Origin of the sequence: Mycobacterium sp. NPDC050441 (genome assembly GCF_040655355.1) — a bacterium.
Classification (GTDB): domain Bacteria; phylum Actinomycetota; class Actinomycetes; order Mycobacteriales; family Mycobacteriaceae; genus Mycobacterium.
Window position 1 is genome coordinate 59,936 of record NZ_JBFAJS010000010.1, and the last position, 22,483, is coordinate 82,418.

Consider the following 22,483-nt stretch of genomic DNA (forward strand, 5'->3'; position numbering starts at 1 on the left):
CAGCCTAACTAGAACACGTTCCACTCTTGTCGCCCGGGTCCACCAGCGGGCTGGAGTAGACGTACCGGCTGGTCGGCACCGTGTCGATGTTGCTGCTGGCGCCGAACGCATCGGTGCTGGCGACCATCCGGCGCATGCGATCGGCCAGATCTTCGTCGTCGGCAGCGCCGAAGAACGCATGCACATCCGATACCGCCTGCTGGCGGAACAATTCCTCCACGATGCCGTCGATCGCCGGGGCGTCCTCGGTGAGCGCACGCACCACGGTGTTCTGGGTGTAGCCGAAGGTGTCCTGGGTTTCGATGGCCACCGAGGTGTGGTTGACGTGCCAGCGGTGCAGCCAGGTGGCCTCATCGAGGTCGACGGGACGGCGCAGCAGCGCGATGTTGGCCAGACCATCGGTCCGCTCGCCCACCCCGGTCGCCGGCACGGGCATCGGTACGGATTCGGTCACCAGATAGGCGGCGAGCGAATCACATTCGGCGGCAAGCACTTCCAGCGCCAGCGAAACCTGCTCGCCGTAATACTGCTGAACCCACAGACTGACCACCGCAACCACCGGAGGGTCCAACGTCGTCAGCGTCATCAACGACTCCCGCACCGCGTCGTCACGGACATTGATCGTCAGGCCCGGCAGCCCCAGCGCCAGCAGTTGGTCGGCGACACGCGTGCGCAGTCCCTGGCACCACTGCTGATCCGACTGCGGGGCGCGTAGCAGAACGATGACTTTCTCCACGAAGGGAGAACCTACCGGCGCACCGATCCGCGCCACGCGTGGGCAGTTGTGCCACCGGCGGCCCGTTGCGAGTGAGAATGGTGTGGTGCACACAGGTGGGCAGGCAGCCGACGCGCTCCGGCTCAACACCCCTGACGCCGGTGCGGTGGCCCGAAGCCTCATCGGCGTCCTGGCGGTGACTGCGGTCGCCATGGCGTGGGGCTCCGGCGCGACGGCGATGTGGACGCTGGGCGGCGGCGTGATCGCCGGCGCGATCGCGCTTCAGCGCAGCCCCGGCGGCCGGGTGCCGCTCGTGGTCACCGGCTCCGTGGAATTGGCCATCGCGGTGCTGCTGGGCACCCTCGCCGGAGGACACAGTCCCGTCTTCATCGCGGTGGTTGCCCTGTGGTGCTTCGCCGCGGGAATGCAGTGGTCGCTGGGTGCCAACTCCGGTCTGGTGGCCTCGGCGGCCAGCGGACTGCTGGTCCTGGCACCACCGGTGGCACCGACGCTGGGCCAGTCACTGCTGGCACCAACCCTGGTCATCGTCGCGGGAGTGGTCCAGGCCGCACTCATCGTCGTGTGGCCGCCGCGGCGTTGGCGCGCCCAGCGCGACGGACTCACCCGGGCCTACCAGTCGTTGGCCGGTGACGCCCGCAATGTCGCCGCCGATTGCACCGCGACTGTCGACGATGCCCCGCTCACGTGGCTGCGTGAGGTGTTCGCCGACAGCCAGGTCAGTCAGCGGCCACGTGCCTACCACGGCGGATTTCGCCTCCCGGAGCGCCTCGCCGGCACCATGGCCTCCTTGCGCTCCACCGCTGACCTCGACAGCTCGACCGACGACAAGAACCAGGGTGACACCGGACTACCCCAACTGATGACCGCCGCGGCGGTGCTGCTCGATGCGATCGCCGACCACGGTCACACCGCACGCCGCGACGCCGAGCACGCCCTGGTGCGTGTTCACACCGCCGCTTCCGCCGTGACAGGCCCCGAAGCGGCGCTGGCACAACGCTTCTGCGAACAGCTGCGCGAGGCCGCGGTGCTGAGGTTCGGCCAGTTGCACCGGCCCGACCTGATCGGTTCGCTGGCCTCGGCGCCCGCCGTGGTCCGGTCACACCTGACCTGGACCTCGCCGATCCTGCGCCACGCCATCCGGCTGTCGGTGACCACCGCGCTGGCGGTGGCAGCGGCCCGCTACGGCGGGCTGGAGCACGGCTACTGGATGCCCTTGACCGCGGTGGTGGTGATGCGCCCGGAAACGGCGCACACCTATACGCGGTGCGCCGGACGCATGGCCGGCCTCGGCGTCGGCATCATCGTCGCCTCGATCCTCACGTTGGTGTGGCAACCCGGACCGATCGGTTCGGCGATCTGCGCGCTGGTGTTCGTCGGACTGGCCTACGGCGTCTCACAGTTCGGCTATCTCGCGGTCGGCGCGACGGTGGGCGCCATCGTCATGTTCGCGGTCGGGGTGAGCGCGTCCGCGCCGTGGTCGGGCAACGCCGATCGACTGTTCGCCGTGATGATCGGCGGCGCCATGGCCGTGATGGCCCACGTGGCGCTGCCCGACCACGCCCTCATCCGGCTGCGCCAACGCGCCGGGGAACTGCTGATGACCGAGATCGACTACGCCGCACTGGTGATCAAGGCATTCGTGCACGAGATCGACCATCCGGCCGAGATCCTGTCGGCGGCGTGGCAACGGGCCTTCCGGGCCCGCGCGGCATTCGAGGCCGCGTGGGGCGCCACCAGCCTGGAACCGCCGATCCTGCGGCGCTGGCTGCGGTCCTACCGCACCGCACTGAATTCGGTGACCAGCGCCTGCACCACGCTGGAGAACAGCCTGCCGACGCACCCCTCGTCGGCCCTGCACGGCGAGTTCATCGCTGCGGTGGACGACTACGTGGAGGCCCTGCGCGGAGCGCCACCGAGCCCTGCGGTGCCGTGGAGCCTGGACACCGCCGAACTGTCGACGGCGCTGCGGCGGGTGCACAACGTGGCGTCGACGCTGTCCGCCGACAACGGCGCGGCGCGCATTCTGATCGGCGAACTGACCACGATCACCCGCAGCCTGCAGGACATCGCGATCGACCGCGTGGAACCGGCAGATGACTCGCGCTAGCCGCGTGCCCATTTCGGCAGGATGAACACCCCTTCGGCTTCGGCGGTGATTCCTTGGGCATCGGAAACATGGCCGGAGGCAAAGGCTTTGATCCCGTCGGTGCGGGTGATCCGCCCCTCGGCGTGCAGATCGCCCAGCGGGGTGGCCCGCAGATAACGGATGGTCAGGGTCCCGGTGAACCGCGGGCGATCGGAGTCGCTGGCAGCCACCTCCCCCAGCACATGATCGAGCACCATCGCCACCATGCCGCCGTGCACGTGACCCGGTGGCCCCTCATACGGCGCGCCGAGGTGGAAGTCGGTTCGCACTCCGCCGTCGGGGTCTTTCACGATCACCAGGGGCGGTGCGATCGGATTGCGGATGCCGATCGCCGGGTTGCCCCACGGCATCCGGTCGCCTTCGGAGGTGAAGCGCACACCGAACGGACCGTCGATCTGTTTGGCACGCAACCGCGCGGTCGCGTCGTCGATCTGGGCCTGTATCGCCGCGACCTCCTCGGCGTCCACCTCCGAGCGGATGGCGGCATCGATGAGCGCGCGCACCGAACCGGCCAGCGGTGCCCACACCGACCGCAGACGCTGCACGTCCGCAGAACTGAGACCCTCGACATGGGTGTAACCCGGCATCCCAGCACTAGAACATGTTCGACGCGCCGGTGTCGAGCCACCCGGGTAGCGTCGGCACCGTGACAGATCCCGCCGAGACCGAACCGTATTACCGGCTCGGGACCTATCACCGGCCGACGGACACGCCCTCACCTCCAGCGCAGGTCTGGTTCGACCGCGGCATGGTCTGGTCATATGCCTTCAACCATGAGGAGGCCATCCGGTGCTTCGAGCGTGCACTGCAGCTCGACCCGGACTTCGCCCTCGCGCGCTGGGGTATCGCCTACGCGGTCGGCCCGAATTACAACAAGGCCTGGGACGCGTTCGACCCGACCGACCTGAGCACCTCGCTGGACCGGGCCCGGACCGAACTCGAGCGCGCTGCGACCAGCCGGGTATCCGCGCTCGAGCGCGACCTGATCTCCGCCCTGCAGAAGCGATTTCCGACCGCCGACCCCGATGACGCGGAGGCCCTGACGGCCGGGCACGCCGACTACGCCGATGCGATGGCGGCGCTGGCCGTGGCCCATCCCGAGGACATCGACGTGCAGGCGCTGGCCGCCGATGCACTCCTCAATGTGACCGCGTGGGCATTGTGGGACGGCCGCACCGGCGAGCCGGCACCGGGATCTCGTGTGGTGGAAGCGAAACGGATCCTCGACGCAGCGCTGGCCACCGCCGCCGGACGGCAACACCCAGGGGTGCTGCACCTGTACATCCACGCGATGGAGATGTCGACGACACCACAGGCCGCGCTGCCCGCCGCCGATCTGTTGCGCGGATTGGTGCCCGACGCCGGGCATCTGCAACACATGGCCAGCCACATCGACGTGCTGTGCGGCGACTACCGCAGTTCGGTGATCGCCAACCTCGCCGCGGTACAGGCCGACCGAGAGTTCGTCGCACGTGAGGGCGCGCTGAACTTCTATTCGCTCTACCGTGCGCACGACCTGCATTTCGTGGTGTATTCGGCGATGTTCGAAGGCAGTTCACAGATCGCGCTGGACGCGGCAGCCGAACTCGCCGCGCAACTGACCCCCGAGGTGCTCTCGGTCGCGTCACCACCGATGGCGGACTGGTTGGAGGCCTTTGTCCCACTACGGGCGCATGTGCTGGTGCGGTTCGGCCGGTGGGACGACCTGATCGCCGAGCCACTGCCCGCCGATCCGGACCTGTACTGCACCACGACGGCGACCATCCACTACGGCCGGGGCGTCGCGTACGCGGCCAAAGGACAGGTGCAACTGGCCCGCGGTGAGCTGGAGAACTTCCGTGCGGCGTACCGGAACATCCCCGACACGCGCTACCTGTTCAACAACACCAGCCTGGACATCCTGGCCATCGCCGAACAGATGCTGTGCGGTGAGATCGCCTACCGGGAGGGCGATTACGCTTCCGCCTTCGCTTATCTGCGCCGGGCCATCGCACTCGACGACGCCCTGCCCTACGACGAACCGTGGGGCTGGATGCAGCCGACCCGGCACGCCTACGGCGCACTGCTGCTCGAACAGGGCCACGTCGAAGAGGCCGCCCTTGTCTACGCGGCCGACCTGGGTCTGGATCCGACGCTCAACCGGTCCAGCCACCATCCGAACAACGTGTGGAGTCTGCACGGCTACCACGAGTGTCTTCGTCGATTGGGCCGCGACGCCGAGGCCGCCATCATCGGCCGGCAGCTGGAATTGGCCCAGGCGCGTGCCGACGTCCCGGTGCAGGCCTCCTGCGCCTGCCGCCTCGACGTGGCAAATCCGTGTTGCGGCGGCGACTGAGGCTCCCGATATCGGCACGGGCGTAGGCTCGGCTCCGTGGCCATCAGCGAGAACGACCTCGGTCAACTGCGCAAATGTGTCGGGTTGGCCCGCGAGGCATTTGACAACGGTGACGAGCCCTTCGGTTCGATCCTGGTCGACGAGGCGGGGACGACGGTGTTCACCGACCGCAACAGGGTCAAGGACGGGGACGCCACCCAGCATCCCGAATTCGCCATCGCCCGTTGGGCCGTCGAGCATCTGCGCCCCGAAGCGCGGGCCCGCGCCACGGTGTACACGTCCGGTGAACACTGCCCGATGTGCTCTGCCGCGCACGCCTGGGTCGGACTGGGCCGGATCGTCTACGCCACGTCCTCGGCGCAGCTGAGCGGATGGCTCGCCGAATGGGGCGTCCCGGCCGGCCCGGTGGCGCCACTGCCCATCACGACAGTCGCCCCGGGCATCGACGTCGACGGCCCGGCCACCGAACTGGCCGAGACCATGAAAGACCTGTACGCGGCGAAGTTTCGTGCCTGAGCCTGCGTGGATCGCACATGCCATCTGGTGGCAGGTCTATCCACTGGGTTTCGTCGGTGCGTTTCCCGCGGACCAGGCGCCGTCGGCCGACGAGCACCGGTTGCGCCGGATCATCGGCTGGCTGGATCACGCAGTGCAACTCGGCGCCTCCGGCATCGCGCTCGGGCCGATCTTCTCGTCGCGCACCCACGGCTACGACACCACCGACCATTTCCGGATCGATCCGCGCCTCGGCGACGAAAACGACTTCGACCATCTGGTGGCCGAGGCCCGACAACGCGGGCTGCGCATCCTGCTCGACGGTGTGTTCAACCACGTGGGCACCGAATTCGGCCAGTACCGGCAGGCGCTCGACGGTGGGCCGGATCACCCCGCGTCCCGTTGGTTTCGCCGCCGCGGCAAGACATCTCGATTCGACACGTTCGAAGGCCACGACGAGCTGATCGCGCTCAACCACGACGAACCCGCAGTGGTGGACCACACCGCCGCGGTGATGCGGCACTGGTTGAGCCGCGGCGCCGACGGCTGGCGCCTCGACGCCGCGTACGCGGTACCCGACCGGTTCTGGGCACAGGTGTTGCCGTCGGTGCGCAGCGAGTTCCCCGAAGCCTGGTTCGTCGGCGAGGTGATCCACGGCGACTACGCCACGACCGTCCGCGCCTCCACCTTCGACTCGGTGACCCAGTACGAGCTGTGGAAGGCGATCTGGAGCAGCCTGAACGACGGCAACTTCCACGAACTGGACTGGGCACTGAAGCGGCACAACGACTTTCTCGGCACCTTCGTACCGCTGACCTTTGTGGGCAATCATGACGTGACCCGGATCGCCAGCCAGTTGCAGAATTCCGCGCACCTCGAGCACGCACTGGTGTTGTTGCTGACCAGCGGTGGAACCCCGAGCATCTATGCCGGCGACGAGTCGGCCTACCGCGGAATCAAAGAGGAACGCCGCGGTGGCGACGACGTCGTGCGACCCGAATTTTCCACTCCCCCAGATGATTCCGATTCACTGCGGTTGCACCGGTATCTGATCGGATTACGGCGGCGCCATCCGTGGCTGCACACGGCGCGGACCGCACCCTTGCTGCTGACCAACACCGGCTACGTCTATCGGACCGGCTCCGGCTCCGAGGCCCTGATCGTCGCACTCAACATCGACGATGCACCGTTGCCCGTGTCGCTACCGGACCTCGGGGTGACGTCGGGCCGGGTGATCGCGGGTTCGGGCGCCCCACCGCAAGACGACGTCACCCGCACCGAGGTTCCCCCGCACGGATGGCTGATCATCCAGCCGCACTGAGCATATCGAGAGTCAGCGGATCACCGAGGCCGCCATAGTACTTGTCCAACACGGCCCGGAAATCCGCCCGCTGGGCCGGATCGGCGGCGACCGCGGCGAACAGCGTCATGGACGAGCGGACCTTGAGGCAGTCCGGCCGGCCGAAGATCTGCTCTGCCGACCGCCCGTCGACCTGCTCAACCAGCCGAGCGCACTCTCGCAACCGCGGACCGAGAACGTCGTGGGCCAGGTAGGCGGCGGCCTCCTGGCGAGACGCGATGCCGTAGTGGTCGGCGGTCGAGCTACGACCGAGCCCCCGCAGCTGCGGGAAGATGAACCAGATCCAGTGGCTGCGCTTGCGGCCGGCCCGCAACTCTGTGCGAACGTCGGCGTACGCGCCGGCCTGGGCGTCGACGAATCTCTGCAAGTCGAACGGGTCGCTCATGACCGAACTTTGTCGCGCAGCCTCACGCAATACATCGTGACAAGCTAATCTTCGGGATTCAATGACTACAACAGCCGACGTCGAGCGCGTCGCTCCCAGCAGGAATGCGCATCGGCGCGTGTTGTCCCGGATCAGCATTCAGTCAAAGTTGCTGGTCATGCTGCTGGTGACCAGCATTCTGTCGGCTGCCGTCGTCGGCGCCATCGGATACCAGTCCGGGAGGTCATCGCTTCGTCAGTCGGTATTCGACCGGCTCACCGAGGTGCGGGAATCGCAGACCCGGCAGTTGGAATCGAAGTTCGCCGACCTCGAGGATTCACTCATCGTCTACACCCGAGGGACGACGACCATCGAGGCCGTGGAGGCCTTCTCCGGTGGATTCGGTCAGCTCAACACCTCGGCGACCAACCCCCAGCAGTGGCAATCGATCGTCGACTACTACAACACCCAGTTCAAGCCGGATGAACAGCAGCAGACCGGCGACACGGTGGACGTCTCCCGGCTGTTGCCCACTTCCAACGCGCAGAAGTATCTGCAGGCGTACTACACGGCACCGTTTGACGACTCGGAAAAGGCGATCAAGGTCGACGATGCCCGTGACGGCAGCGCATGGTCGGCCGCGAACGCGAGGTTCAACGACTACTTCCGAGAGATCGTCGAACGCTTCCAGTTCGAGGATGCGCTCCTGCTCGATACTGCGGGCAATGTCGTCTACACCGCCTACAAAGGTGTAGACCTGGGCACCAACGTCGTCACCGGCCCGTACCGGCAGAGCCTGCTGCGAGACGCATACGAAAAGACCCTGGCGTCGAACGCCGTCGACTACGTCGGGGTCACCGACTTCGGTGACTACCAACCGGCCGACGAGCCCACGGCCTGGATGATGGCTCCGGTCGGCCCTCCCGGCCGGGTTGAGGGGGTGCTCGCACTCCAGTTCCCGATCTCCAAGATCAACCGGATCATGACGGCGGACAAACAGTGGGAAACCGCCGGAATGGGTGCGACGGGCGAGACATTCGTGGCCGGTCCCGACGGTTTGATGCGGTCGGACTCACGCCTGTTTCTCCAGAATCCCGAGAAGTTCGAGCGGGACGTGATCGACGCCGGAACGCCTCCGGCGGTGGCGGCGAAATCGCTCAGTCAACACGGAACCACACTGGTGCAGCCAGTGGAGACAGAGGCCACCCGGTTGGCCCTGCGCGGCCAGAGCGGCACCGTGATCGAGGACGACTACCTGGGCAACGAGACGCTGCAGGCCTACGCCCCGGTCAATCTGCACGGGCTGAACTGGTCGGTCATCGCCAAGATCGACACCGCTGAGGCGTTCGCCCCGGTCGCGACGTTCACCCGCACTCTGGTGTTGTCGACCGTCGTCATCACCTTCATCGTGTGCCTGGCCGCCATGATGCTGGCGCGGCTGTTCGTCCGACCGCTGCGACGGCTGGAAGCCGGTGCCCGGCAGATCGGCGCCGGTGATTACGACATCTCGCTTCCCGTGCAATCGAGGGACGAGTTCGGTGATCTGACAACAGCATTCAACGACATGAGCCGCAACTTGGCGATCAAGGAGGATCTGCTCGCCGAGCAGCGCCGGGAGAACGACCGGCTGCTGCGCACGCTCATGCCGGAGTCGGTGGTGCAGCGCTACCGGGACGGCGAAGAGACGATCGCGCAGGACCATCACAACGTGACGGTCCTCTTCGCCGACACGGTCGGGTTGGACGAACTGACATCGGAAATGCCGTCGGAGGAAGCGCTGGCCATCGTCAACCGCTTGGTGCACCAATTCGATGCCGCCGCAGATGATCTGGGCGTCGAACGGGTTCGCACCCTGCGCAACGGCTACTGGGCCAGCTCGGGTTTGAGCGTGCCGAGGCTCGACAACGTGCGGCGGACCGTCGACTTCGCGCTCGAAATGGAACGCATCATCGAACGGTTCAACGCCGAGGCCGGAACGGCACTGGAACTGCGAGCCGGAATCGACACCGGTGCGGTGAGCAGCGGCTTGGTCGGACGCTCCAACCTGGCCTACGACATGTGGGGTTCAGCGGTCAACCTCGCCTACCGGGTGCAACGGGGCTCACCAGAACCGGGCGTGTACGTCACCGAGCGGGTGTTCGAGGCCATGGGCGATACCCGCGACCTCCAGTCGGCCGGCACGGTGCACGTCGACGGGGCCGACGAGCCGATCTGGCAACTGCGGGATCGACGATGAGCAGCGTGCTCGACGCTCCCTGGTTCTACTGGGCCGTCGGTGTCGCGGTCGGTTTTCCGGTCTGCCTGGTGCTGCTCACCGAACTGCACAGCACGCTACGCCGACGCGGCAGTTTTCTGGCCGGCCCGGTGCACCTGGTCCGCACCTACATCCTGCCGCTGGGCGCACTGCTGATCCTGCTGATCCAGGCGATGCAGATCTCCGGAGAAACCACGCCGGTGCGGATCGTGGCGACGGTGTTCGGCTTCGTCGTCCTGGTCCTGTTGCTGTCCGGGCTCAACGCGACACTGTTCCAGAGCGCCCCGGAAGGCAGCTGGCGCAAACGAATTCCGTCGATCTTCCTGGACGTCGCCCGGTTCGCACTGATCGCCGTCGGCATCGGTCTGATCTTCGCCTACATCTGGGGCGCCAACGTCGGTGGCCTGTTCACCGCACTCGGCGTGTCCTCGATCGTGCTCGGACTTGCCCTGCAGAACTCGGTCGGCCAGATCATCTCCGGTCTTCTGGTGCTGTTCGAGCAGCCGTTCCAACTCGGTGACTGGGTCGATGCGCCGTCGGCGCGGGGGCGGGTCGTGGAGGTGAACTGGCGCGCGACCCATATCGACACCGGAAGCGGCCTGCAGGTGATCCCGAACTCCGTGCTGGCCGGCGGATCGTTCGCCAACCTGAGCCGTCCCCTCGGCGCACACACCATCACGGTGATCACCGTGTTCGCCGTCGACGATGCCCCCGACGAGGTCTGCCGCGTACTCAACGAGGTGGCCCGTCGACTGCCCCAGCTACGTCGCGACGGCACGGTGTCCACGGTTGCGGCCGGCTCGATGCGGTACAAGACCCTCATCCCACTGCACTCGCCCGCCGACGATTTCGCCGCCAGATCCACGTTCCTGCGCTGGACGTGGTACTCCTCGCGACGCGCAGGTCTGCATCTGGATGAGGCCGAGGACGAGTTCGCAACCACCGAACGCGTCGAAGAGACACTTCGTCTCATCGCGCCGACACTGCGCCTGAGCCCGGAGGACCAGCGCGAGCTGCTGGCGCACACCCGGCTCACCCGTTACGGCACCGACGAGGTCATCCAGGTCGTCGGACAGGTACCCAAGAGGATGACGTTCGTCGTCGCCGGCACCGTGCAGCTGGCCGTCGCCGGTGCCGACGATCTGTTCGTACCGGTGCTCACCTTGGAGCAGGGCGATTTTCTCGGTCAAACCGCTCTGACCCGAGAACCGGTCACCACCACGGCATACGCACTGAGCGAGGTCACCGTCGCGCAGTTCGACCGCGACTGCATCGAGGACCTGGTATCGCGAAAGCCGGTACTGCTGCAGGACATCGGTCGGGCGATCGAGGAGCGCCGGGCCAACGTCAAGCAGGCGCTCGGCGCGGCGGGACGCTGACACAAGGGTCTCGGCGCCGAGTTCCAACCGTTAGTAAACCGCGATCTGTGCGCGCGGTGTTGTTGCGCGTGTGACTGATGTGGCACGTGTTTCACTACCGAGGCAAGCGGCAAACTGCTTGGAACACGTGCAGAAAGGACGGTTGGTTGCCGTTATGAAGTTCCTCAACAAGATTCGCGGAGCGTGGACGCGCCGACTGGCGGCTGGGGCAATGGCAGCCGCCACCCTGCCCGCGCTGATCGGTCTCGCAGGAGGTTCGGCGACAGCTGGCGCTTTCTCCCGGCCGGGCCTGCCGGTCGAATACCTCGACGTGTTCTCGCCGTCGATGAACCGCAACATCCGCGTCCAGTTCCAGGGCGGCGGTCCGCACGCGGTCTACCTGCTCGACGGCCTGCGCGCCCAGGACGACTTCAACGGCTGGGACATCAACACCCCGGCGTTCGAGTGGTACAACGATTCCGGCCTGTCGGTGGTCATGCCGGTCGGCGGACAGTCCAGCTTCTACACCGACTGGTACCAGCCGTCGAAGGGCAACGGCCAGGACTACACCTACAAGTGGGAGACGTTCCTGACGAGCGAGCTGCCGACCTGGCTGGCCGCCAACCGCGGCGTCTCGCAGACCGGCAACGCCGTCGTCGGCATCTCGATGGCGGGCAGCGCGGCGCTGACCTACGCGATCCATCACCCACAGCAGTTCATCTATGCCGGAACGCTTTCGGGCTTCCTGAACCCGTCCGAGGGCTGGTGGCCGATGCTGATCGGCCTGGCGATGAACGACGCCGGCGGATACAACGCCGAGAGCATGTGGGGCCCGTCGACCGACCCGGCCTGGAAGCGCAATGACCCGATGGTCAACATCAACCAGTTGGTCGCCAACAACACCCGCATCTGGATCTACTGCGGCACCGGTACCCCGTCGGACCTCGACACCGGCACCAATGGCGGCAACCTGATGGCGGCCCAGTTCCTCGAAGGGCTGACGCTGCGCACGAACGTCACCTTCCGGGACAACTACATCGCCGCCGGCGGCACCAACGGGGTGTTCAACTTCCCGGCCAACGGCACCCACGCCTGGGGCTACTGGGGACAGCAGCTGCAGCAGATGAAGCCCGACATCCAGCGGGTGCTCGGCGCACAGGCCGCCACCTAGAGATCCACCCACCCGGGGAGCCTGTCGTCACCCCAACGGCAGGCTCCCTGTCTTGTCTGCGGTAGTAGGTTGGTGATGATGGCTCAGTCCTCGTCGTCCCCGTCGAGTTCCTCGCCGAACGCACGGATGCTCGGCGGAGTTGCTGCCGCCGCGGTCTCGCTCGGCATCGCTCAGCTCGTCAGCATTCCGTTTGGGGCACCGGCCGATCCACGCAACGCCGTCGGATCGGCGGTCGTGGACCTGACACCGGGTCCGGTCAAGGAATGGGTGATTCAGGCCCTGGGCAGCCTGGACAAGCTGTTCCTCGCCGTCGTCGTGCTGGCGGTGATCGCGACCACCGCCGCCATCGCCGCGACGTATGAAACTCGGCACCGTCCGATCGGCAGCGCGATCTTCGTCGTCGCCGGACTGATCGCCTGCGCGGCCGTGCTCTCGCGGCCCGGTGCGACGGCGGTCGACATCGTTCCCACGGTCGTGGGCACCGCATGTGGCGTGGCGGTGCTGCGCCTGCTCGTGCAGCGTCTCTGGACCACTGCGGACGACGATGCCGAGCAGCTCGACACCTCCAGAAGGACGTGGTTGGTCACCGCCGGCCTGCTCGGTTTCGGAGCGGCAACCGGACTTCTGGGTGTCGTCGTCAGCCGGGTGACGAGTTCGGTCGCGGCCGAACGCGACACCTCCGTGCTGCCTCGACCGCGCGTGCCGGCTCCCCCGCCGCCGCCCGACGTCCAGCCGAAAAACGTTGCGCTGCCGAGTTTCATCACCGATGGCGCCGACTTCTACCGGGTGGACACCGCGCTCAGCGTTCCGCAGCTGAGCCGCGACGCCTGGCGGCTGCGCATTCACGGCATGGTCGACCGCGAGATCACCTACAGTTTCGACGATCTGGCCCAGTTCGAAGCCGTCGAGACAGCCGTGACACTGACCTGTGTATCGAATCCGGTTGGTGGCGACTTGATCTCGAACGGGATGTGGACCGGGTATCGACTCACCGATCTGCTGCGGGCAGCGGGGGTGGACCCCGGCGCGGACATGTTGCTGTCGACGTCGGTGGACGGATTCACCGTCGGCACCCCGGTCGACGCCGTCACCGACGGCCGCGACGCGATATTGGCCATCGGCCTCAACGGCCAGCCGCTTCCCGTTGAGCACGGCTACCCGGCCAGGTTGGTGGTGGCCGGACTCTACGGCTACGTGTCGGCCACCAAATGGGTGACCGACCTGGAATTGACCCGATTCGACCGGGCCGAGGCGTACTGGACCAGACAGGGCTGGGCGCCGCGCGGCCCGATCAAGACCGAGTCGCGCATCGACGTACCCAAGCGGGGACAACAGGTGGCGGCGGGGCCGACGACATTCGGTGGTGTGGCCTGGGCGCAGAACCGCGGTGTAAAGGGTGTCGAGGTCCGAATCGACGACGGCCCATGGCAACCCGCCCAGCTGGGCGCCGCTTACTCCGACCAGACGTGGCGGCTGTGGAGCCTGCCCTGGCAGGCGAGCGGCCCGGGCAGCCACACCGTCACGGTGCGGGCCACCGACAACACCGGAGCGGTGCAGACGTCAGACGAGGCCCCTACCGTGCCCGACGGCGCCACCGGTTGGCATTCGGTGAGCTTCACCGTGACTTGAGTTTGCGCCAGCTGAAAGCCGCAATCACGACGCCGATAACCGCGGTGATCGGGCCGATGACCGACCAGGTGACGGTGTTGCTCATCGGACTGCCCTGCAACACACCGAATCCCTGCAGCGCCCAGATGAGGCCGAACAGCGCCACGATCACACCGACCGCGAACGTCACAACGTATCCCCTGTTCATGGTTGGATGCTACGCGCTACGGGATGCCGGGTCCGTCACCTCAGCCCTGCACGGTCGGCCGGAGGACGATCTCGCCGATCTCGACATCGCGCGGCTGCTCGATCGCGAAGGCAACGGCGCGCGCCACCGCCTCCGCTGGCAGACCGAATTCGTCCATGTCTGACCGTATCCGGGCGCGCAACACCGGATCGTCGATCGAACCGTCGAGCTCGGTGCGGACGAATCCGGGTGAGATGGACGTGGTCCGGATGACGCCGTCGGTGGATTCCTGCCGCAGTGCCTCCATGACGGTGCGCACCGCATTCTTGGTGCCCGCGTAGACACCCATGCCCGGCACGATCTTCAATCCGGCGGTCGACACCGTGGTGACGAAATGACCATGACCCTGACGCCGGAACACCGGTGCTGCCGCGGCGATTCCGTGCAACACACCGCGCAGGTTGACGTCGATCATCGTCGACCAGCCGTCGACGTCACCGTCGGACAACGGCCCGATCTTGCTGATCCCCGCGTTGCTCACCAGAACATCCAGCCCACCGAACTCACGCGTCGCCGCGTCGACGAGCATTTCGAGATCGGCGGGACGGGTTACGTCGACAGTCAGGGCGACCACGCTTGACCCTGCGGACCCGAGTTCGGCGGCGATCCGATCCAGACGGTCGGTTCGTCGTGCGCCCAGTACCAACTTGGCACCCCTCGATGCCAGCAGGCGCGCAGTCGCCTCACCGATGCCGCTGCTGGCCCCGGTAACGGCGACGACAGTGCCGGTGATGGGATCCGTCACGGCTGCAGCACCAATTTCCCTCTGGTATGGCGCTTTTCCAGCTCGGCGTACGCGGCCCTGACATCGTCGAGGGCGAACACCCCGGCGATCGGCACGTCGAGTTCCCCGTTGGCGGCGAGGTCCGCCAGTTCGGCGATGACCGCGATATCGGCCCCCTCCGCATTGCCGGCACTCTGGACACCGAACTCCTCGATGGCACCGAAATCGATGATGGTGTCCACTCGCTCGGGCGCGACGCCCAACTCCTCGACCGCCAGCTTCACATATCCGCCGCCGAAGAAATCCAGGAAGGCATCGACGCGACCCGACGGGGATGCGGCGCGGAGCCGCGCGGCCAGATCGTCGCCGTAATTGACCGGAACGGCGCCGTGCGTTGTCAGCCACTCATCGTTCGCGGACCCGGCGATGCCGAGCACGGTGGCGCCGGCGCGCCTGGCGAGCTGCACCGCAATGGTGCCGACACCACCGGCGGCGCCGGCGATCGCCACGGTGTCCCCGGGTTGTAGCCGCACCGCACGCACCGCCGCGTAGGCAGTGGCACCTACTACATACAGCGATCCGGCGACCTCCCACCGAAGGCCGGACGGTTTGGGAACCAACTGAGCAGCCGGCACGGCTACGTACTCGGCGTGGCTTGCACGCTGGTTCGTGAATCCGAGCACCTCGTCACCGACCTCGAACTCGGTCACTCCCGGTCCGATCTCGGCGACCACACCGGCAAGGTCGCTGCCCTCGCCCGATGGAAATGTCGCAGGGAACCGGTCCTCCAGCTCGCCACGACGAATCATGGCCTCGCCGGGGTTGATACCGGCGGCACGGACCTTCACGAGCACCTCGCCCGCAGCCGGGACCGGCCGCGGCACGTCACGCACCTGCAGCACGTCGATTCCTCCGTACTGGTCGAACTGCACTGCCTTACTCATGATCTCTTCTCCTTCATTTACATCTCCTACGACGGCGGCAGCTCTGAAAACATTCCAGGGGCGTGACCTGGGAAACAGTGTCGGTGCAGCAGAGTAATATCGCACACATGTTCGAATCACTCGCGAAGGTTGATTCCGATGCAGACGAAGCGGCACTGCGGGACCGCATCGCCGAACTCGAACGACTCAAAGCCGCCGCGGCAGCCGGACAAGCTCGCGCGACCGTCGCCATGGAGTCGGCCCGACACTCCGCCGAAGCCGCTACCAGGGTCCCCGTCGCACGGCGTGGCCGCGGGCTCGGCACCGAAATCGGACTGGCTCGCATGGACTCTCCCGCCAACGGCCGTCAACACCTCTCCGACGCCCGCATCCTCGTGCTCGACCTGCCCCACACTCTGGCCGCCCTCGAAACCGGCGTCCTCACCGAAGCCCGGGCTCGACTGATCGTCCGGGAGGCCGCCTGCCTGTCCCCCGCCGACCGGCGCCGCCTCGACCACGAACTCTGCGCCGACCCCGCCAGCCTGATCGGCCTCGGCGACACCCACATCCGCAGCGACGCCAAACCCATTGCCTACCAAGTTGATCCGATATCCGTCATCGACCGGGCAACCAGGGCGCCCGAGGATCGCACCGTCACGTTCCGGCCGGCCGCTGACAACATGGCCATCGTCACCGCCCTGCTGCCCGCGACCGACGCAGCGTCAGTGCGCTACACGCTCACCGAAGCGGCCGACCGCTGCGCCGACGGACGCAACCGCGGCCAGACCATGGCCGACACCCTGGTCACCCGCGTCACCGGCCGCGATACCACCACACCGGTCCCCGTCGCGGTCAACCTCGTGCTCTCCGACGACACCTTGCTCGCCGGCAGTACCCAACCCGCCCACCTGCAGGGCCACGGACCCATTCCGGCAGCGGCAGCACGGCGCATGATCCGCGATGCACTGGTCGACGACAACTCCTGGGCCACCCTGCGACGCCTCTACGCCACCCCTGGCACCGGCACCCTGGTCGCCATGGAATCCCGATCCCGACGATTCCCGAAAGGCCTCGCCCGGTTCATCGCCACCCGCGACCGAACCTGTCGCACCCCCTACTGCAACGCCCCCATCCGACACATCGACCATGTGCAGCCACATCACCGGAACGGACCGACCTCCGCGGCCAACGGCCAGGGATTGTGCGAACACTGCAACTACGTCAAGGAACACCCCGGCTGGCAAGTCCGCACCCGCACCGACGAATCAGGCCGCCACACCACGGAACACATCACCCCCACTGGCGCGACCTACCGCTCCACCGCACCCCCGCTAGCCGGAGGCCTGCGGGTTCTCACCCGCGAGGTCCACGTCGTGGTCAACAAGCGCGCCGCCTAGCTTCCGTTCACTCACGGCGAACCCTGACACCGGACGTGGCGGGAACAAACCTGACGCCACCAAGGTTGAGCGCATCAGACTGAACTTTGGAGGTTTGATGTCCGAATCAAACGCAGTGCCCGTCCTGTTCTTGAGCGAGCCGATCGTGCTGCCCGGAATGGTGGTGCCCGTCGAACTCGACGACGCTGCCCGCGCGGCGGTCGATGCCGCCCAGGCCAGCGAATCCGGCAAGCTGCTGATCGCCCCTCGCCTGGACGACCGCTACCCCACCCACGGCGTGATCGCCTCGATCGTGCAGGTCGGACGCATGCCCGGCGGCGCGGAAGCGGCCGTCGTCCGCGGTGAGCGCCGCGCTCACATCGGCTCCGGAACCACCGGACCGGGCGCGGCCCTGTGGGTCGAGGTGGAAGAAGCGGCCGAGGCAGTCGATTCCACGACCGACGAAACCAAGGCGCTGGCCGCCGAATACAAGAAGCTGCTGCTGGCCATGCTCCAGCGGCGCGAGGCCTGGCAGATCGTCGACGTGGTCAACAAGATCACGGACCCGTCCGCCCTGGCCGACACGGCCGGCTACGCCTCGTACCTGACCGACGTGCAGAAGCGCGAACTCCTGGAAACCGAGGACACCGCGGCGCGCCTGAGCAACCTCATCCAATGGACCGGCGAGCAACTGGCCGAGGTCGAGGTCAACGACAAGATCGCCGAGGACGTCCGGTCGGGAATGGACAAACAGCAGAAGGAATTCCTGCTGCGCCAGCAGTTGGCAGCCATCCGCAAGGAACTGGGCGAAGGCGAGCCTGAGGGGTCCGATGACTACCGGGCCCGGGTCGAGGCCGCCGATCTGCCGGAGAAGGTGCGCGAGGCCGCGCTGCGCGAGGTCGGCAAGCTGGAGCGGTCCAGCGAGCAGAGCCCCGAGGGTGGCTGGATCCGCACCTGGCTGGACACCGTGCTGGACCTGCCGTGGAACGAGCGCACCGAGGATTCGACCGATCTCAAAGGGGCCCGCGAGATTCTCGACGCCGACCACCACGGACTGGACGACGTCAAGGACCGCATCGTCGAATACCTGGCCGTGCGGGCCCGTCGCGCCCAGCGCGGCATGGCCGTCGTCGGCGGGCGTGGTTCCGGTGCCGTGATGGTGCTGGCCGGTCCGCCCGGGGTCGGCAAGACCTCGCTGGGTGAGTCCGTGGCCCGCGCGCTGGGCCGCAAGTTCGTGCGCGTCGCCCTGGGCGGTGTGCGTGACGAGGCGGAGATCCGTGGTCACCGCCGTACCTACGTCGGCGCGCTGCCGGGTCGCGTGGTGCGAGCCATCGGCGAGGCGGGTTCGATGAATCCCGTTGTGCTGCTGGACGAGATCGACAAGGTGGGCTCGGACTACCGCGGCGACCCGTCGGCCGCACTACTGGAGGTGCTGGACCCGGCGCAGAACCACACGTTCCGCGACCACTACCTGGACCTGGATCTGGACCTGTCCGACGTGGTGTTCCTGGCGACGGCCAACGTCATCGAGAACATCCCGTCCGCACTGCTGGACCGGATGGAACTGGTGCAGATCGACGGTTACACCGAGGACGACAAGGTCGCCATCGCGCGGGACTACCTGCTGCCCCGGCAGGCCGAGCGTGCGGCGCTCACCGATTCCGAGGTGGCGGTGACGGACGCGGCGTTGCGCAAGATCGCTGCGGACTACACCCGCGAGCCCGGCGTTCGGCAGTTCGAGCGGTTGCTGGCCAAGGCACTGCGCAAGGTCACGACGAAACTGGACTCGACCGAGGCCCCGATCGTGGTCGATGAGCCGGATCTCGTTGAGTACCTGGGCCGTCCACGGTTCACCCCGGAATCCGACGAGCGCACCGCGGTGCCGGGCGTGGCGACCGGCCTGGCCGTCACCGGCCTGGGCGGTGATGTGCTCTTCATCGAGGCCAACGGGAACGACGGCGAACCGGGCCTGAAGCTGACCGGCCAACTTGGTGACGTGATGAAGGAGTCGGCACAGATCGCGCTGTCCTACGTGCGGGCCCACGCCGAGCAATTGGGCGTCGACCCGAAGACGCTGGACCGCCAGATCCACGTCCACGTGCCCGCGGGCGCGGTGCCCAAGGACGGTCCCTCGGCCGGCGTCACCATGGTGACCGCACTGGTGTCGATGGCCACCGGGCGGCAGGTGCGCGGCGATGTCGGCATGACCGGTGAGGTCACGCTGAACGGCCGGGTGCTGCCGATCGGCGGGGTCAAGCAGAAGCTGCTGGCGGCACAACGCGCCGGACTGAAGACGGTCTTCATCCCGGCGCGCAACGAGCCCGACCTGGACGACGTGCCCGCCGAGGTGCTCGACGCGCTGGAGGTCAAGCCGATGACCGACGTCGCCGACATCATCGTGGCGGCGCTGGAACCGGTCGCGGGGGTCGCGGGGGTCGCAACGGCAGCCGCCTAACCGTCGTGAGCGGCCGTGTTTGTACGCCGAGGACAGCATGTGTCCGTACCGACACGGTCGCTCGGCGGGGAGTGCTGACCATGGGGGTGCGCAATCCGCACCCGGCTGCTAACGTGACGCGCGGCACATTCCGGGGGTTCGGGGTGGCTCACAACTTAAGACGCCATTGAGTCGCGGCGGGAGAGTCCCGCCGTATCCAGCCGGCGGGCGCCGCAGGAGCAAATCCTCCCCAGGAATCTCTCAGGCCCCCGTATCGCCGCGACTAGGCACCTCTGGAAAGCAGTCGGCCACACCAGGACCGGCTCACCGAAGGGGCAGGTGAAGCGCCGATAGCGGCGGTTCGTGAAAACTCTCAGGTTCAAAAGGACAGAGCGGGGAGGCGCCCGCAGCCCGCGCTCTCCATAGCGCCTGAGATCCTCGAGGTTGTCATGTCCCAATCCAGTGACCTGTCCGCTGATTCAGCGGAATCGCCCTCGTCCGGCGAACCACAGCACCTCTCCCGCCAACTCTCCAATCGGCACATCCAGCTGATCGCAATCGGCGGAGCGATCGGAACGGGCCTGTTCATGGGCTCCGGCAAGACCATCTCGCTGGCCGGCCCATCAGTGCTGTTCGTCTACATGATCATCGGCTTCATGCTGTTCTTCGTCATGCGAGCGATGGGCGAATTGCTGCTGTCCAACCTGCATTACAAGTCCTTCGCCGATTTCGCGGCCGACCTCCTCGGCCCGTGGGCGGGGTTCTTCACCGGCTGGACGTACTGGTTCTGCTGGATCGTCACGGGCGTCGCCGACGTGGTGGTGATCGCCGGGTACGTAGCCTTCTGGTGGCCGAACCTGCCGCTGTGGATACCGGCGCTCGCGACGGTCGTGGTGCTCATCGGGCTGAACCTGCCCACCGTCCGGGCCTTCGGTGAGACCGAGTTCTGGTTCGCCCTGATCAAGATCGTCGCGATCGTGACATTGATCGTCATCGGCCTCGTCATGATCTTCACCAGTTTCGAAGCGCCCACCGGCGCCCAGGCTTCCTTCGCCAACCTGTGGAACGACGGCGGGTTCTTCCCCACCGGCCCAATGGGATTCGTGGCCGGATTCCAGATCGCGACGTTCGCGTTCGTCGGGATCGAACTGGTGGGCACCACCGCAGCCGAGGCCAAGGACCCCGAGCGCAACCTGCCCAAGGCGATCAACTCGATCCCGGTCCGCGTCATGCTCTTCTACGTCGCCGCCCTGACCATCATCATCGCGGTCACGCCGTGGCGCGAGATCGATCCGAAACTCAGCCCGTTCGTGGCCATGTTCAGCCTCGCGGGCCTTGGAATCGCGGCATCGGTGGTCAACTTCGTGGTGCTGACCTCGGCGACGTCGTCAGCCAACTCCGGTATCTATTCGACGTCCCGGATGGTCTACGGCCTGGCCACCGAGGGTGACGCGCCGAGCCTGTTCGGCAAGCTCACCTCCCGGCGCGTGCCCGCCAACGCGTTGTTCCTGTCCGGGGTGTTCCTGCTGTCGGGTGTGGTCATGGTTGTCGCGGGCGACTCGATCGTCGCGGCCTTCACCCTGGTCACGACCATCTCGTCACTGTGCTTCATCTTCGTCTGGACGATGATCCTGGTCAGCTATCTCGTGTACCGCAAGCGCCGGCCGGAACTCCACGAGGCATCGAAGTTCAAGATGCCCGGCGGCGTGGTGATGTGTTACGTCGTCCTGGCCTTCTTCGCCTTCCTGATCGTGGCGTTCGCGTTGAAGGAGGACACCCTGCAGGCTGAACTGGTGACGCCGGTGTGGTTCCTGGTACTGGGAATCGCCTGGCTGGTACTGCGGCGTCGTCCGGAACACCTGGCTCGCGAAGCCTCCTTCCACGCCGAGCTCGAGTCGAAGGATTCCGACTGACGGTCGGTAAGGTGGCGTCATGGTAGATCTTCGTGATCTCAAGCGACGCATCGTGCATGGCGCCCAACGCCGCATCGTCAACCCGGTCGGGCGCCAGCTGCCCGTCACCATGCTGGAGACCGTCGGCCGCAAATCCGGCCAGCCACGGCACACCGCCGTCGGCGGCCGGGTGATCGGCGATCAATTCTGGATGGTCTCCGAGCACGGCGACCGATCCCACTATGTGCTCAACATCAAGGCCAACCCCGCTGTGCGGCTCCGGATCAACGGGCAGTGGCGGACCGGGACGGCGCACCTGCTGCCCGACGATGACCCGGTCGCCCGGCTGAAAGAGCTGCCGACGCTCAACAGCGCGGTGGTCCGGGCCATGGGCAGCGACCTGCTCACCCTCCGCATCGATCTCGACTGATGGCCTTCGATCCGGACCTGGCCGACCGCATCCGCGAATTGACCGCAACCGAAAGCGGTCTCGACGAGAAGCGCATGTTCGGCGGATTGGCGTTCCTGATCAACGGCAACATGGCCGTCGCGGCCAGCCGCGAGGGCGGCCTGATGGTGCGGGTCGCGCGGGACGACGGCGAGAAGCTGCTGCAGCGTGACCATGTCGAGCCGATGGTGATGGGTGGCCGGGAGATGCGGGGATGGCTGCGGATCGGCGGCCCGGGCATCAAGACCAAACGCCAGCTCCAATCGTGGGTCGCCCGCGGTATCGACTATGCCAAGAGCCTGCCGCCCAAATAGTTTCCGGGACGCCGATCAGAATCAGCATTAACATAGAACCCGCCTGACAACGACGGGGGCGCACTTCACATGTTGACTGCAGTACGCAAGATTCTCGGCTTCCAGATGACCATCGCCGAGTGGATCGGAACCGCCATCATCCTCGCGGTCCCCTATCTGCTCATCGGCCTGATCTGGTCGCTCACCCACACCAGCCACCTGGCCGGAATGCACGGTGCCGACGCCGCGGTGTCCTTCCTGGGCTCCATCGTGTCCTGGCCGGTCCTGCTGTTCACCAACGTGTGCATGAGCTGACGGG

The 22,483-nt window shown here is 66.8% G+C and carries 20 protein-coding genes and 1 riboswitch; of the genes, 14 read left to right on the forward strand and 6 right to left on the reverse strand.

The window, feature by feature from the left end:
- Positions 1-4 precede the first annotated feature (4 nt).
- Positions 5-736 (reverse strand): hypothetical protein, encoded by a 732-nt coding sequence (locus AB0I14_RS26360; protein WP_358028077.1) that lies wholly within the window; start codon positions 734-736, stop codon positions 5-7.
- 85 nt (positions 737-821) lie between these two features.
- Between AB0I14_RS26360 and AB0I14_RS26365 the strand changes: the two genes are divergently transcribed.
- Positions 822-2,843: an FUSC family protein gene (locus AB0I14_RS26365; protein ID WP_358028079.1), complete on the forward strand. Its 2,022-nt coding sequence runs from the start codon at positions 822-824 to the stop codon at positions 2,841-2,843.
- Here AB0I14_RS26365 and AB0I14_RS26370 read toward each other — a convergent pair.
- Positions 2,840-3,469, reverse strand: a complete 630-nt coding sequence (locus tag AB0I14_RS26370) for a PaaI family thioesterase (RefSeq protein ID WP_358028082.1) — start codon at positions 3,467-3,469, stop codon at positions 2,840-2,842. The two genes, AB0I14_RS26365 and AB0I14_RS26370, sit on opposite strands and share 4 nt — an antisense overlap.
- A gap of 14 nt (positions 3,470-3,483) precedes the next feature.
- On the opposite strand from AB0I14_RS26370, the gene AB0I14_RS26375 reads away from it, so the two are divergent.
- The 3 genes from AB0I14_RS26375 to AB0I14_RS26385 are packed head-to-tail and all read left to right on the forward strand — an operon-like array spanning position 3,484 to position 7,033.
- Positions 3,484-5,217, forward strand: coding sequence for a tetratricopeptide repeat protein (locus tag AB0I14_RS26375; protein ID WP_358028085.1), 1,734 nt, complete (start codon positions 3,484-3,486; stop codon positions 5,215-5,217).
- Positions 5,218-5,253: 36 nt separating this feature from the next.
- Positions 5,254-5,733, forward strand: coding sequence for a nucleoside deaminase (locus AB0I14_RS26380; RefSeq protein ID WP_358028088.1), 480 nt, complete (start codon positions 5,254-5,256; stop codon positions 5,731-5,733).
- Positions 5,726-7,033, forward strand: a complete 1,308-nt coding sequence (locus AB0I14_RS26385) for an alpha-amylase family protein (protein WP_358028091.1) — start codon at positions 5,726-5,728, stop codon at positions 7,031-7,033. The genes AB0I14_RS26380 and AB0I14_RS26385 overlap by 8 nt, the downstream gene beginning before the upstream one ends.
- Here the strand turns inward: AB0I14_RS26385 and AB0I14_RS26390 are convergent.
- A complete protein-coding gene (locus AB0I14_RS26390) occupies positions 7,017-7,457 on the reverse strand; it encodes a DUF1810 domain-containing protein (RefSeq protein ID WP_358028094.1) in 441 nt (146 codons plus the stop codon). The two genes, AB0I14_RS26385 and AB0I14_RS26390, sit on opposite strands and share 17 nt — an antisense overlap.
- 61 nt (positions 7,458-7,518) lie before the next feature.
- Between AB0I14_RS26390 and AB0I14_RS26395 the strand changes: the two genes are divergently transcribed.
- From AB0I14_RS26395 to AB0I14_RS26410, 4 genes are all read left to right on the forward strand, one after another.
- Positions 7,519-9,672, forward strand: a complete 2,154-nt coding sequence (locus AB0I14_RS26395) for an adenylate/guanylate cyclase domain-containing protein (protein ID WP_358028096.1) — start codon at positions 7,519-7,521, stop codon at positions 9,670-9,672.
- Complete coding sequence (locus tag AB0I14_RS26400; protein ID WP_358028099.1) at positions 9,669-11,069, forward strand: mechanosensitive ion channel family protein; 1,401 nt, start codon at positions 9,669-9,671, stop codon at positions 11,067-11,069. The genes AB0I14_RS26395 and AB0I14_RS26400 overlap by 4 nt, the downstream gene beginning before the upstream one ends.
- Before the next feature lie 154 nt (positions 11,070-11,223).
- On the forward strand, positions 11,224-12,219 hold the full coding sequence (locus tag AB0I14_RS26405) for an alpha/beta hydrolase family protein (protein WP_358028102.1): 996 nt from the start codon (positions 11,224-11,226) through the stop codon (positions 12,217-12,219).
- Between the two features lie 78 nt (positions 12,220-12,297).
- A complete protein-coding gene (locus AB0I14_RS26410) occupies positions 12,298-13,848 on the forward strand; it encodes a molybdopterin-dependent oxidoreductase (RefSeq protein ID WP_358028105.1) in 1,551 nt (516 codons plus the stop codon).
- On the opposite strand, the gene AB0I14_RS26415 is transcribed toward AB0I14_RS26410, so the two are convergent.
- From AB0I14_RS26415 to AB0I14_RS26425, 3 genes are read right to left on the reverse strand one after another with little or no spacing between them, the layout of a single operon-like run.
- Positions 13,835-14,035 carry a hypothetical protein gene (locus AB0I14_RS26415; RefSeq protein WP_358028108.1) on the reverse strand — a complete coding sequence of 67 codons (201 nt, stop codon included), beginning with the start codon at positions 14,033-14,035 and terminating at the stop codon, positions 13,835-13,837. The genes AB0I14_RS26410 and AB0I14_RS26415 overlap by 14 nt on opposite strands.
- A 40-nt stretch (positions 14,036-14,075) precedes the next feature.
- Positions 14,076-14,819, reverse strand: coding sequence for an SDR family oxidoreductase (locus AB0I14_RS26420; protein ID WP_358028110.1), 744 nt, complete (start codon positions 14,817-14,819; stop codon positions 14,076-14,078).
- Positions 14,816-15,742, reverse strand: coding sequence for an NADP-dependent oxidoreductase (locus AB0I14_RS26425; RefSeq protein WP_358028113.1), 927 nt, complete (start codon positions 15,740-15,742; stop codon positions 14,816-14,818). The genes AB0I14_RS26420 and AB0I14_RS26425 overlap by 4 nt, the downstream gene beginning before the upstream one ends.
- 107 nt (positions 15,743-15,849) lie before the next feature.
- Between AB0I14_RS26425 and AB0I14_RS26430 the strand changes: the two genes are divergently transcribed.
- From AB0I14_RS26430 to AB0I14_RS26455, 6 genes are all read left to right on the forward strand, one after another.
- On the forward strand, positions 15,850-17,118 hold the full coding sequence (locus AB0I14_RS26430) for an HNH endonuclease (protein WP_358028116.1): 1,269 nt from the start codon (positions 15,850-15,852) through the stop codon (positions 17,116-17,118).
- A gap of 97 nt (positions 17,119-17,215) precedes the next feature.
- Positions 17,216-19,552: an endopeptidase La gene (gene lon, locus AB0I14_RS26435; protein WP_358028119.1), complete on the forward strand. Its 2,337-nt coding sequence runs from the start codon at positions 17,216-17,218 to the stop codon at positions 19,550-19,552.
- 167 nt (positions 19,553-19,719) lie between these two features.
- A riboswitch (glycine riboswitch) is annotated at positions 19,720-19,818 on the forward strand.
- A gap of 162 nt (positions 19,819-19,980) precedes the next feature.
- Complete coding sequence (gene cycA, locus AB0I14_RS26440; RefSeq protein WP_358028122.1) at positions 19,981-21,444, forward strand: D-serine/D-alanine/glycine transporter; 1,464 nt, start codon at positions 19,981-19,983, stop codon at positions 21,442-21,444.
- A 19-nt stretch (positions 21,445-21,463) separates the two neighbouring features.
- Positions 21,464-21,853 carry a nitroreductase/quinone reductase family protein gene (locus AB0I14_RS26445; protein ID WP_358028124.1) on the forward strand — a complete coding sequence of 130 codons (390 nt, stop codon included), beginning with the start codon at positions 21,464-21,466 and terminating at the stop codon, positions 21,851-21,853.
- On the forward strand, positions 21,853-22,185 hold the full coding sequence (locus AB0I14_RS26450) for a TfoX/Sxy family protein (RefSeq protein WP_358028127.1): 333 nt from the start codon (positions 21,853-21,855) through the stop codon (positions 22,183-22,185). Before AB0I14_RS26445 ends, AB0I14_RS26450 begins: the two co-directional genes overlap by 1 nt.
- 69 nt (positions 22,186-22,254) lie before the next feature.
- On the forward strand, positions 22,255-22,479 hold the full coding sequence (locus tag AB0I14_RS26455; protein ID WP_209916169.1) for a hypothetical protein: 225 nt from the start codon (positions 22,255-22,257) through the stop codon (positions 22,477-22,479).
- The last annotated feature ends 4 nt before the right edge of the window (positions 22,480-22,483 follow it).